The sequence below is a fragment of the Staphylococcus sp. M0911 genome, from assembly GCF_003491325.1.
GTDB lineage: Bacteria > Bacillota > Bacilli > Staphylococcales > Staphylococcaceae > Staphylococcus > Staphylococcus warneri_A.
On record NZ_CP022881.1, the window covers coordinates 1,228,353 to 1,241,151 of the forward strand.

The following is a 12,799-nucleotide window of genomic DNA, read 5'->3' on the forward strand; positions in this document are numbered from 1 at the left end:
AATTTCTTAATGTGAACTAATTTGAAAGGGTGTAATATATGTCTGATAATATCGTTACGGTATACGGAGAAGTGGCAGACCTAGTTGAGAAAAAAAGTTCGGAAATAATCAATAAATATTTACAGACAGAAAAAGATGACTTTAATTTCATAAAGTTTAATTTATACGAAACAGAAATTACACCAATCATTGAAGAAACTTTGACTATGCCGTTTTTTTCAGACAAAAAGGCAATTTTAGTTAAGAACGCTTACGTATTTACTGGAGAAAAAGTAACTAAAGAATTAAATCAAAATACTGACCAATTAATGGAGTTTCTCGAGAAATATGATGGTGATAATCTTATCATATTTGAAGTTTACCAAAATAAATTAGATGAACGAAAGAAACTGACTAAAACACTTAAAAAAAATGGTCAACTTAAAAAAGTTGAGCAGATGTCTGAAGAGGAAATAAAAAAATGGATACAATCTAAACTGAACGAGAATTTTAAAGATATTAAGCAAGATGCACTTAATATGTTTATTGAATTAACTGGTGTTAATTTTAATATCGTCTCTCAAGAATTAGATAAGCTAATGTTATTTTTAGGTGATAGACCTACAATTAATAAAGATGATGTTAACCAAATTATTAATCGTAGTTTAGAACAAAATGTATTTCTATTAACTGAATATATTCAAAAGCGCCAAAAAAACAAAGCGATTCAATTAGTTAAAGATTTAATAAACATGAAAGAAGAACCAATTAAATTACTAGCTCTTATTACAAGTAACTATAGATTGTATTATCAATGCAAAATTTTAAGTCAAAAAGGCTATAGTGGACAACAAATCGCAAAAACAGTAAATGTTCATCCATATAGGGTTAAGTTAGCATTAGGTCAGGTTCGTCACTATCAATTGGAAGATCTTTTGAATATCATTGATTCTTGTGCTGAAACAGATTATAAACTGAAATCTTCGTATATGGATAAACAACTTATATTAGAATTATTTATTTTATCGTTATAAATAGATGTATTAGTACTTAGATACAAAAATAAAAGCTAGTTCGACCAAACAGGCGAACTAGCTTTTATTTATTATTATTTGTTAGCGCTCATCAATTGTGATTTTACGCGATCAGCTTTGTTTGAGTGGATTAAGTTGCTTTGAGCAGCTTTATCTAATTGCTTAATTGCAAAGCTTACTAATTCATTTTTGTTATCGGCATTTGTCTCAATAGCTGATTTCGCACGTTTAACTGCTGTACGCATAGTATTTTTCTTAGAAATATTACGCTCTTCAGCTGTTTGAGTTGTTTTAACACGTTTAACTGCAGATTTAATGTTTGGCATTACTGTCACCTCCTAAAAGTGAACTAACTTATCAAATTAATTTTATTTGATTACAACAAGAAATATTTTATCAAATGTACTACCTTTGTGCAATCATTTATTTAATACGTATATTAATGAATGAATATCACATTATAGTATTGGAATTAAGTTCGTAACACTTTATAATAAAGTATGCATTAATAATACTTAAACCAATATAAGTATTAGTTTATCAAAGTAATTGATTTATTTAAACGTTTAATTAGAAGTTTGCATTTGCAATTTAAAAACGTTATCATATCAAAGATATACAAATACGGGTTACTAATATGAAAGTGAGAAGGATACAATGGATAAGCAAGAACGTTTTAATAGAAGAGAGAAAATTAGAAATTTCTCCATTATTGCTCATATAGACCACGGTAAATCTACTCTAGCAGATAGAATCCTTGAAAATACCAAATCAGTTGAAACAAGAGATATGCAAGATCAATTGTTAGACTCAATGGATTTAGAAAGAGAACGTGGTATTACAATCAAATTAAATGCTGTACGTTTAAAATACGAAGCTAAAGATGGAGAAACATATACATTCCACTTAATTGATACACCAGGACACGTCGATTTTACATATGAAGTATCTCGTTCATTAGCAGCATGTGAAGGAGCTATTTTAGTTGTAGATGCCGCACAAGGTATAGAAGCACAAACTTTAGCTAATGTTTATTTAGCTTTAGATAATAATTTAGAGCTATTACCTGTAGTTAATAAAATTGACTTGCCAGCTGCTGAACCTGACAGAGTTAAACAAGAGTTAGAAGATGTTATTGGTTTAGATCAAGACGATGTTGTGCTTGCTAGTGCCAAATCTAATATCGGTATTGAAGAAATTCTTGAAAAGATTGTTGAGGTTGTACCAGCACCAGACGGTGATCCAGATGCACCACTGAAAGCTTTAATTTTTGACTCTGAATATGATCCTTATAGAGGCGTTATTTCATCTATCCGAGTAATAGATGGGGTAGTAAAAGCTGGCGATAAGATTAAAATGATGGCTACCGGTAAAGAGTTTGATGTTACTGAGGTCGGAATTAATACTCCTAAGCAATTACCTGTTGATGAATTAACTGTTGGCGATGTTGGTTATATTATTGCTAGTATTAAAAACGTAGATGATTCACGTGTCGGTGATACAATTACACTTGCGAATCGACCTGCAGAACAACCATTACAAGGGTATAAAAAAATGAACCCAATGGTTTATTGTGGACTCTTCCCAATCGATAATAAAAATTATAATGATTTACGTGAAGCACTTGAAAAACTACAATTAAATGATGCTTCATTAGAATTCGAACCTGAGTCATCTCAAGCACTTGGATTTGGTTATAGAACTGGATTTTTAGGTATGTTACACATGGAAATAATTCAAGAAAGAATCGAAAGAGAATTTGGAATTGAATTGATTGCGACAGCACCATCAGTAATTTACCAATGTATCTTAAAAGATGGATCAGAAGTTACAGTAGATAACCCAGCGCAAATGCCTGAACGTGATAGAATCGAAAAAATATACGAACCGTACGTTCGTGCAACTATGATGGTGCCGAACGATTATGTTGGTGCCGTTATGGAGCTATGTCAACGTAAGCGTGGACAATTCGTTAATATGGACTATTTAGATGACATTCGAGTTAACATTGTCTATGAAATTCCACTATCTGAAGTAGTATTTGATTTCTTTGATCAACTTAAATCCAATACAAAAGGGTATGCTTCATTTGACTATGAATTCATTGAAAATAAAGAAAGTGACCTAGTTAAAATGGACATATTGCTTAATGGTGAAAAAGTAGATGCATTAAGCTTCATCGTGCATAAAGAATTTGCTTACGATCGAGGAAAAGCATTAGTTGAAAAACTTAAAACATTAATCCCAAGACAGCAATTTGAAGTTCCAGTACAAGCAGCTATTGGTCAAAAAATTGTTGCACGAACAAATATTAAATCTATGGGTAAAAATGTACTTTCTAAATGTTATGGTGGAGATATTAGCCGTAAACGTAAATTATTAGAAAAACAAAAAGCTGGTAAAGCAAAAATGAAAGCTGTAGGTAACGTAGAAATTCCACAAGATGCATTCCTTGCAGTACTAAAAATGGACGAAGAATAATTTTGAAATAGTAATACACTTATTTAAATGTGTGTTAGATATAAAAGCTAAACAGTTGAACTGAGGTGGGAAAAGAATGATGTTTTTGAAACTAATTCTATCCCGCCTCTAATTTTTTATGATTTTAAGCCATAATTATGGAGGAGTTAATGTGTCAATACAAAGCGCATATATTCATATACCTTTTTGCGTTCGCATATGTACTTACTGTGACTTCAACAAGTATTTTATTGATAAACAACCAGTTGATGAATATTTAGATTCATTAATATTAGAAATGGAACGCCGTACTCTAAATGATAATACGACATTAAACACAATGTATGTAGGTGGTGGTACACCTACAGCTTTAAATATAGAACAACTCAATAAACTATTATCAGCAATTAATAGAATTTTCACTATTGAAGGTGAATTTAGTTTTGAAGCAAACCCTGATGAATTAACATTCGAAAAAGTAAAATTACTTAAATCATATGGTGTGAACCGAATATCAATGGGCGTACAAACATTTAAACCAGAATTATTAGAAATTCTTGGTAGAACACACAAAACAGAAGATATATATCAAGCTGTAAACAATGCTAGAAAGGCTGGTATTGAATCTATTAGTTTAGACTTAATGTATCACCTTCCTAAGCAAACTTTAGAGGATTTTGAAGATAGTCTGAATTTAGCTATGCAAATGGATATCGACCATATTTCAAGTTATGGATTAATTCTAGAGCCAAAAACTCAATTTTATAATATGTATAGAAAAGGTCATTTAAAATTGCCTAATGAAGATTTAGGCGCAGAAATGTATCAAACATTGATGCACAAAATCGAGGACTCAAGATTCCATCAATATGAAATTTCAAATTTCTCTATAGAAGGTCACGAATCAGAGCATAATAAGGTTTACTGGTTAAATGAAGAATACTATGGTTTCGGGGCAGGTGCTAGTGGCTATACAAATGGCGTACGTTATACAAATGTGAATCCTGTCAATCATTACATAAAAGCTATTGCTAATCAGGAAGAACCCATTTTAACACAAACACGTCCAACTGCCACCGAGCAAATGGAAGAGGAAATGTTTTTAGGATTAAGGTTAAATAATGGCGTAAACAAAAATAAATTTAACAAAAAATTCAATGTATCAATTGAACATATATTTGGTCAAACAATTATTGATTTAAAAAATAGAAAGTTAATTGAAGAAAGTCAAGATTATATTTATCTAACAGAAAGAGGAAAAGTCATTGGTAATGAGGTTTTTGAAGCATTTTTATTAAATAGTTAAAATAAATTTAAAATTCTAGTGCTTTAACATTGACTTACTTTGACCAATTTGATAAATTATAATTAGCACTTGAGATAAAAGAGTGCTAATGAGGTGAAAACATGATAACAGATAGACAATTAAGCATTTTAAATGCAATTGTTGAAGATTATGTTGATTATGGACAACCCATTGGTTCTAAAACACTAATTGATCGTCACAACTTAAATGTAAGTCCTGCGACGATACGAAATGAAATGAAACAACTGGAGGATATGAATTTTATTGAGAAAGTTCATACATCCTCAGGGCGTTCACCATCTGAATTAGGTTTTAGATATTATGTTAATCAATTATTAGAACAAACATCTCATCAAAATTCAAACAAAATCCAACGTTTAAATCAGTTAATGGTTGAGAATCATTATGATACTTCATCTGCATTGTCTTATTTCGCAAATGAATTATCAATGATGTCTCAATATGCAACGTTGGTTGTTCGTCCTAATCATAATCAAGATATTATAAATAATATTCATTTGATTCGTGCTAATACACATTTAGTAATTATGGTTATTGTATTTTCATCAGGTCATGTTGAAAATGTCCATCTAACTTCTGAACTACCTTTAACTAATGATGAATTAAATAAAATATCAAACTTCTTATCACAACAATACGATGAGATAGTTAAAGGACAAATTGACGAAATAGATAGATTTGCACAAGACCAAAATGAAGCTCATTTTATCAAGCAATTAATTAAAATGATGAATTTACACATTTCCAATCAAAGTAATAGCATTTACATGGGTGGAAAGGTTAAACTGATTGATGCATTGAATGAATCTAATGTATCTTCAATTCAACCAATCCTACAATATATTGAATCAAATCGAATTGTAGAGCTATTAGATGATATATCTACATCTCATATCAATGTAAAAATTGGTAAAGAGATAGATGAAAATTTAAGCGATATATCAATCGTAACAACTCAGTATCACTTTGATGAGAAACTCAAAGGTCAAATTGCGGTTATTGGACCAACTGCGATGCATTATCAAAATGTAATTCAATTACTTAACCAAATTTGGTAATGTAATTAGAATTGTATTGGAGGGCACAAAATGACAGAAAAAGACGAATCAGTGAAACAAAATGCTGAATCACAAACAGAAGAAACAACAGAAAATAATTCTGAAGAAACATCTAATTCAGTAGAAAACACTGAATCTAATAATTCGCAAGATGTTGAAACTAATGAAGAAGCAGCTAATAAGGATGCTTCCAATGAAGAAGATGAAAATGTAGATCCAAAAGATCAAGAAATTGAACGTTTGCAACAATTAGCAAATGACAATGAAGAAAAATATTTAAGATTATATGCAGAATTCGAAAATTACAAACGTCGAATTCAAAATGAAAACAAAATTAATAAAACATATCAAGCTCAAGGCGTCTTAACTGACATTTTACCAACTATTGATAACATTGAACGCGCACTTCAAATTGAAGGAGATGATGATTCATTTAAATCACTTCAAAAAGGTGTTCAAATGGTACATGAAAGTCTATTAAGAGCTCTGAAAGATAATGGTCTTGAAGAAATTGAATCTGAAGGTCAAGCTTTTGACCCAAATGTACATCAAGCTGTAGTTCAAGATGATAATCCTGAATATGAATCAGGTGTTATCACACAAGAATTACAAAAAGGGTACAAATTAAAAGATAGAGTATTAAGACCATCAATGGTTAAAGTAAACCAATAAAAATTGGCGAAAAAACATTGAACAAAATTATTAATCAAAATGGAGGAATTTTACTATGAGTAAAGTAATCGGTATTGACTTAGGAACAACAAACTCTTGTGTATCAGTATTAGAAGGAGACGAACCAAAAGTAATTCAAAACCCTGAAGGTGCACGTACTACACCATCAGTTGTTGCATTTAAAAATGGTGAAACTCAAGTTGGTGAAGTAGCTAAAAGACAAGCAATCACTAACCCAAATACTGTACAATCAATCAAACGTCATATGGGTACAGAATATAAAGTAGATATTGAAGGTAAATCATATACACCTCAAGAAATTTCAGCAATGATTTTACAAAACTTAAAAAATACTGCTGAAAGTTATTTAGGCGATAAAGTAGAAAAAGCTGTAATTACAGTTCCTGCTTATTTCAATGACGCTGAACGTCAAGCAACTAAAGATGCTGGTAAAATTGCTGGATTAGAAGTAGAACGTATCATTAACGAACCTACTGCAGCTGCACTAGCATATGGTTTAGATAAAACTGAACAAGATCAAAAAGTACTTGTATTCGACTTAGGTGGCGGTACTTTCGACGTATCTATCTTAGAATTAGGTGACGGTGTATTCGAAGTACTTTCAACTGCAGGTGACAACAAACTAGGTGGGGATGACTTTGACCAAGTGATCATCGACTATTTAGTTTCTGAATTCAAAAAAGAAAACGGCGTTGATTTATCACAAGATAAAATGGCATTACAACGTCTTAAAGATGCAGCAGAAAAAGCTAAAAAAGACTTATCAGGTGTATCTCAAACACAAATTTCATTACCATTCATTTCAGCAGGAGAAAGTGGTCCACTACACTTAGAAATCAACTTAACTCGTTTAAAATTTGAAGAATTAGCAGATTCATTAATTAAACGTACAATGGAACCAACTCGTCAAGCTATGAAAGATGCTGGATTATCAAATTCAGATATCGACGAAGTAATCTTAGTTGGTGGTTCAACTCGTATTCCTGCAGTTCAAGATGCAGTTAAAAAAGAAATTGGCAAAGATCCACACAAAGGTGTTAACCCTGATGAAGTTGTTGCAATGGGTGCAGCAATTCAAGGTGGCGTAATCACTGGTGATGTTAAAGACGTAGTATTATTAGACGTTACGCCATTATCATTAGGTATTGAAATCATGGGTGGTCGTATGAATACGTTAATTGAACGTAATACAACAATCCCAACTTCAAAATCACAAGTATATTCTACAGCAGCTGATAATCAACCAGCGGTAGATATCCATGTATTACAAGGTGAACGTCCAATGGCGTCAGACAATAAAACACTTGGTAGATTCCAATTAACTGATATTCCACCAGCACCACGTGGTGTACCTCAAATCGAAGTAACTTTCGATATCGATAAAAACGGTATTGTGAATGTAACAGCTAAAGACTTAGGTACTAATAAAGAGCAAAATATTACAATCCAATCTAGTTCTTCATTATCAGACGATGAAATCGATCGTATGGTTAAAGACGCAGAAGAAAACGCTGAAGCAGATAAAAAACGTCGTGAAGAAGTAGACTTAAGAAATGAAGCAGATAGTTTAGTATTCCAAGTAGAAAAAACAATCAATGATTTAGGCGAAAATATCGGTGAAGATGATAAGAAAAATGCTGAAGATAAAAAAGATGCATTAAAATCAGCACTTGAAGGTGAAGACATCGACGATATTAAAGCTAAAAAAGAAGAGCTTGAAAAAGTTGTTCGAGATTTATCAGCTAAAGTATATCAACAAGCTCAACAACAAGCTCAAGGTGCAACTGGTGAACAAAACCAAGATAGCACTGTAGAAGATGCAGAATTTAAAGAAGTTAAAGATGACGAAGATAAAAAATAATATCTAACCCAATTGAATTAACTTCTTGCACAGCTATTAAAAAAGTCAAAGTCAATTGTACATTGGCTTTGGCTTTTTATTTGGATAGTTAATATGAATTAGTTAAACTAATCTTGTTAGTATAAAAAGGAGAGGTTACTGTGGCCAAAAGAGATTATTATGAGGTCTTAGGAGTAAGTAAAGGTGCTTCTAAAGATGAAATTAAAAAAGCTTACAGAAAATTATCGAAAAAATATCATCCTGATATCAACAAAGAAGAAGGCGCAGATGAAAAATTCAAAGAAATATCTGAAGCATATGAAGTATTAAGTGATGATAATAAAAGAGCAAACTATGATCAATTCGGACACGCTGGTGCTCAAGGTGGTTTCGGTAGCCAAGGCTTTGGCGGTGGCGACTTTGGCGGATTTAGCGGAGGTGGCTTCGAAGATATTTTCAGTTCATTCTTCGGTGGTGCCTCAAGACAACGTGATCCTAATGCACCACGTAAAGGTGATGACCTACAATATACAATGACTATCACATTTGATGAAGCGGTATTTGGCGGTAAAAAAGAAATTTCTATTAGAAAAGATGTAACATGTCATACATGTAATGGTGAAGGTGCTAAACCAGGAACTAATAAGAAAACATGTAGCTATTGTAATGGAGCAGGATCAGTTTCAGTAGAACAAAATACAATTCTAGGTAGAGTTAGAACAGAACAAGTTTGTCCTAAATGTGAAGGTAGCGGTCAAGAGTTTGAAGAACCATGTCCAACATGTCATGGTAAAGGAACTGAAAATAAAACAGTTAAGCTAGAAGTGACTATTCCTGAAGGTGTTGATAATGAACAACAAATTCGACTTGCAGGCGAGGGTTCTCCTGGTGTTAACGGAGGTCCAAGTGGCGACCTATATGTTGTTTTCAGAGTTAAACCTTCTGAAGTATTTAAACGAGATGGCGATGACATTTATTATGATTTAAATATTAGTTTCCCTCAAGCCGCATTAGGTGATGAAGTGAAAATCCCTACATTAAACAGTAATGTCGTATTGACAATTCCTGCAGGTACTCAAACTGGAAAACAGTTCCGTCTCAAAGACAAAGGTATTAAAAATGTTCACGGATATGGACATGGTGACTTATTTGTTAATATTAAGGTTCTAACACCAACTAAAATGACTGAACGTCAAAAAGAATTAATGAAAGAATTTGCTGACATAAATGGTGAAGATTTAACTGAGCAACCATCTAATTTTAAAGATAAAGCAAAAAGATTCTTTAAAGGAGAATAAAAAATAATGAATTGGACGGAACTATCAATCGTAGTAAACCATGATGTTGAATATTTGGTTACAGATATACTAGAAAATTATGGATCAAATGGCGTAGTTATAGAAGATTCCAACGACCTTGTGAATCCACCAGAAGATAAATTTGGTGAGATTTATGAGTTAAATAGCGATGATTATCCTTCAGAAGGCGTTAGATTAAAAGCTTACTTTAATGAAATGACTTATGATAATACATTGCTATCTAACATAGAACAAGCAATTTTATCACTACAAGATATCGACCAAGATATTTTAAATATTTCACATCAAACAATAGCTGAAGCAGATTGGGAAAATGAATGGAAAAATTATTTCCATCCTTTCAGAGCATCTGAAACATTTACGATTGTTCCCAGTTGGGAAACCTATACTAAAGAATCGGCAAATGAACTTTGTATAGAATTAGACCCTGGAATGGCTTTTGGTACAGGTGATCATCCTACAACAAGTATGTGTTTAAAGGCAATTGAGAACTTTGTGAAGCCTCAACATTCTGTGATTGATGTAGGTACAGGGTCTGGTATTTTAAGTATTGCAAGTCACTTGATTGGTGTTAAACGAATTAAAGCTTTAGATATTGATGAAATGGCTGTCAATGTAGCCAAAGAAAATTTCGAAAAGAATCATTGTTTAAACGCGATTGAAGCAGTTCCTGGCAATTTATTAAAAGATGAAAAAGAACATTTTGATATTGTTATTGCAAATATTTTAGCTCATATTATTGATGAAATGATAGAAGACGCTTATAATACAGTCAATGAAGACGGTTATTTTATAACATCTGGTATTATTGAAGAAAAATACGAAGATATTGAATCACATATGAAGCGTGTAGGTTTTAAAATTATTTCAGTTCAACATGACAACGGTTGGGTTTGTATCGTTGGTCAGAAAGTGAGTGACTAATTTGCAAAGATATTTTATCAATCAAAACGCTGATGAAAGTCAGCGTTTTTTTATTACAAATAAAGAAGATATACATCATATTAAGAATGTGATGAGACAGAGTGAAGGTCAACAAATAGTAACCACATTTAATGATCAAAATGTCTATACATGTGAGATCATCCATATAGGAGATCAAGAAATAGAAATTGAATTAATCGAAAAACAAGATATTGATACAGAGTTGCCCCAGCATATTACGATATGTAGTGGGTTAATCAAAGCAGATAAGTATGAATGGATGATTCAAAAGGCAACTGAACTAGGTGCTAGTGAATTTATTGCTGTTGAAATGCAACGTTCTATTGTTAAATTAAATTCTACAAAGGCGTCAAAAAAGCTTGAAAGATGGCAAAAAATTATCAAAGAAGCCGCTGAACAAAGTTATCGATTAACCATTCCACACATCAGTTATCTATCGAATTCAAAGTCAATTTGTGATATTATAAATCAGTATGATTATGTCCTTGTTGCTTATGAAGAAGAAGCTAAACATGGTGAAATTAGTCATTTTAAACATATGTTAAAGCAATTTAAGCCACAAGATCGTGTATTACTTATATTTGGCCCTGAAGGTGGACTATCTGATGAGGAAGTGTCAATGTTAAAACCTCATTCACAGTTAGTTGGTTTAGGACCTAGAATATTACGGGCAGAAACAGCGCCACTATATACATTAGGCGCATTAAGTTACGAAAAAGAATTAATGGGGTGAACAATATGTCCACAGTTGCGTTTCACACTTTAGGTTGTAAAGTTAACCACTATGAAACAGAAGCAATTTGGCAATTATTTAAGGAAGCAGATTACGAGCGAGTCGATTTTGAAACAAATGCAGATGTATTTGTTATCAATACTTGCACAGTAACGAATACAGGCGATAAAAAAAGTCGACAAATAATTAGAAGAGCGATTAGAAAAAATCCAGACGCAGTTGTTTGTGTAACAGGTTGTTATGCACAAACGTCTTCAGCAGAAATTATGGAAATTCCTGGCGTAGATGTCGTAGTAGGAACACAAGATAGACATAAATTACTTGATTATATAGATGAGTTCCAAAAGGAACGTCAACCAATTAATGGTGTAGGTAACATCATGAAAAACCGTAAATACGAAGAATTAGATGTTCCTTACTTTACAGATAGAACAAGAGCATCGTTAAAAATACAAGAAGGTTGTAACAACTTTTGTACTTTCTGCATTATTCCATGGGCACGTGGTTTAATGAGATCAAGAGACCCTGAAAAAGTTGTAGAACAAGCTACAACATTAGTTAATGCTGGTTATAAAGAAATTGTTTTAACTGGTATCCATACAGGTGGTTATGGTCAAGACCTTAAGAACTATAACTTAGCGCAATTATTAAGAGATTTAGATCAAGTGGATGGTTTAGAACGTATTCGTATTTCTTCTATCGAAGCAAGTCAATTAACCGATGAAGTTATTGACGTATTAGAACGTTCAAACAAAATCGTAAGACATTTACATGTACCATTACAGTCTGGTTCTGATACAGTTCTTAAACGTATGAGACGTAAATACACTATGGAACATTTCTCTGAACGAATTACCAAACTACATGAAGCATTACCAGACGTTGCAATAACTAGTGATGTTATCGTAGGCTTCCCGGGTGAAACTGAAGAAGAATTCCAAGAAACGTATGACTTTATCGTCAAACATCAATTCTCTGAATTACACGTATTCCCATATTCATCTAGAATTGGTACACCTGCAGCAAGAATGGACGATCAAATTGATGAAGATATCAAAAACGAACGTGTTCACAAATTAATTGCATTAAGTGATCAATTAGCAAAAGAGTATGCTTCAAAATTCGAAAATGAAGTGCTAGAAGTTATCCCTGAAGAAAAAGGTGAAAAACCAAATACTTTAGTGGGATATGCAGATAACTATATGAAAGTAGAATTTGAAGGTACTGAGGATTTAATTGGCCAAATTATTAAAGTGAAAATTCAAAAAGCTGATTATCCTTTAAACTACGGGAAAGCAATCCGTATTGTAGAACATGCCACAAATAAATCAGAACATGAAGTGCTAGTTTAATTATTTTAAAAATATAAATATTAGTAATTGACCGGATATTGGAGATATATTATACTAAT

The 12,799-nt window shown here is 32.2% G+C and carries 11 protein-coding genes; 10 read left to right on the forward strand and 1 reads right to left on the reverse strand.

Annotated elements, in window-relative coordinates:
- The first annotated feature begins 38 nt into the window (after positions 1 to 38).
- Positions 39 to 1,013 carry a DNA polymerase III subunit delta gene (gene holA, locus ssp1_RS06060; protein WP_075778375.1) on the forward strand — a complete coding sequence of 325 codons (975 nt, stop codon included), beginning with the start codon at positions 39 to 41 and terminating at the stop codon, positions 1,011 to 1,013.
- Between the two features lie 74 nt (positions 1,014 to 1,087).
- Here holA and rpsT read toward each other — a convergent pair whose 3' ends face one another.
- On the reverse strand, positions 1,088 to 1,339 hold the full coding sequence (rpsT, locus tag ssp1_RS06065) for a 30S ribosomal protein S20 (protein ID WP_002451849.1): 252 nt from the start codon (positions 1,337 to 1,339) through the stop codon (positions 1,088 to 1,090).
- 331 nt (positions 1,340 to 1,670) lie between these two features.
- On the opposite strand from rpsT, the gene lepA reads away from it, so the two are divergent.
- The 9 genes from lepA (at position 1,671) to mtaB (ending at position 12,740) form a co-directional block, all read left to right on the forward strand.
- Positions 1,671 to 3,494, forward strand: coding sequence for a translation elongation factor 4 (lepA, locus tag ssp1_RS06070; protein WP_075778374.1), 1,824 nt, complete (start codon positions 1,671 to 1,673; stop codon positions 3,492 to 3,494).
- Positions 3,495 to 3,645: 151 nt separating this feature from the next.
- Positions 3,646 to 4,779 carry a radical SAM family heme chaperone HemW gene (hemW, locus tag ssp1_RS06075; RefSeq protein ID WP_075778373.1) on the forward strand — a complete coding sequence of 378 codons (1,134 nt, stop codon included), beginning with the start codon at positions 3,646 to 3,648 and terminating at the stop codon, positions 4,777 to 4,779.
- A gap of 101 nt (positions 4,780 to 4,880) precedes the next feature.
- Entirely contained in the window at positions 4,881 to 5,858 is a 978-nt protein-coding gene (gene hrcA / locus ssp1_RS06080; protein ID WP_002451852.1) for a heat-inducible transcriptional repressor HrcA, read from the forward strand.
- A 30-nt stretch (positions 5,859 to 5,888) separates the two neighbouring features.
- A complete protein-coding gene (gene grpE, locus ssp1_RS06085) occupies positions 5,889 to 6,530 on the forward strand; it encodes a nucleotide exchange factor GrpE (RefSeq protein ID WP_107532547.1) in 642 nt (213 codons plus the stop codon).
- 55 nt (positions 6,531 to 6,585) lie between these two features.
- Entirely contained in the window at positions 6,586 to 8,412 is a 1,827-nt protein-coding gene (gene dnaK / locus ssp1_RS06090; protein ID WP_118828150.1) for a molecular chaperone DnaK, read from the forward strand.
- 140 nt (positions 8,413 to 8,552) lie between these two features.
- Positions 8,553 to 9,689: a molecular chaperone DnaJ gene (gene dnaJ, locus ssp1_RS06095; RefSeq protein ID WP_002451855.1), complete on the forward strand. Its 1,137-nt coding sequence runs from the start codon at positions 8,553 to 8,555 to the stop codon at positions 9,687 to 9,689.
- Between the two features lie 6 nt (positions 9,690 to 9,695).
- Positions 9,696 to 10,634 carry a 50S ribosomal protein L11 methyltransferase gene (prmA, locus tag ssp1_RS06100; RefSeq protein ID WP_107536287.1) on the forward strand — a complete coding sequence of 313 codons (939 nt, stop codon included), beginning with the start codon at positions 9,696 to 9,698 and terminating at the stop codon, positions 10,632 to 10,634.
- A gap of 1 nt (position 10,635) precedes the next feature.
- Entirely contained in the window at positions 10,636 to 11,388 is a 753-nt protein-coding gene (locus ssp1_RS06105; protein WP_075778370.1) for a 16S rRNA (uracil(1498)-N(3))-methyltransferase, read from the forward strand.
- 5 nt (positions 11,389 to 11,393) lie between these two features.
- Positions 11,394 to 12,740, forward strand: coding sequence for a tRNA (N(6)-L-threonylcarbamoyladenosine(37)-C(2))-methylthiotransferase MtaB (mtaB, locus tag ssp1_RS06110; protein WP_075778369.1), 1,347 nt, complete (start codon positions 11,394 to 11,396; stop codon positions 12,738 to 12,740).
- Positions 12,741 to 12,799: the final 59 nt, after the last annotated feature.

What these genes read in the sequence shown, in the direction of transcription:
- mtaB (WP_075778369.1), top strand. Translation starts at nt 11,394, where the DNA reads ATGTCCACAGTTGCGTTTCACACTTTAGGTTGTAAAGTTAACCACTAT.
- hrcA (WP_002451852.1), top strand. Translation starts at nt 4,881, where the DNA reads ATGATAACAGATAGACAATTAAGCATTTTAAATGCAATTGTTGAAGAT.
- lepA (WP_075778374.1), top strand. Translation starts at nt 1,671, where the DNA reads ATGGATAAGCAAGAACGTTTTAATAGAAGAGAGAAAATTAGAAATTTC.
- grpE (WP_107532547.1), top strand. Translation starts at nt 5,889, where the DNA reads ATGACAGAAAAAGACGAATCAGTGAAACAAAATGCTGAATCACAAACA.
- rpsT (WP_002451849.1), bottom strand. Translation starts at nt 1,339, where the DNA reads ATGCCAAACATTAAATCTGCAGTTAAACGTGTTAAAACAACTCAAACA.
- prmA (WP_107536287.1), top strand. Translation starts at nt 9,696, where the DNA reads ATGAATTGGACGGAACTATCAATCGTAGTAAACCATGATGTTGAATAT.
- holA (WP_075778375.1), top strand. Translation starts at nt 39, where the DNA reads ATGTCTGATAATATCGTTACGGTATACGGAGAAGTGGCAGACCTAGTT.
- dnaK (WP_118828150.1), top strand. Translation starts at nt 6,586, where the DNA reads ATGAGTAAAGTAATCGGTATTGACTTAGGAACAACAAACTCTTGTGTA.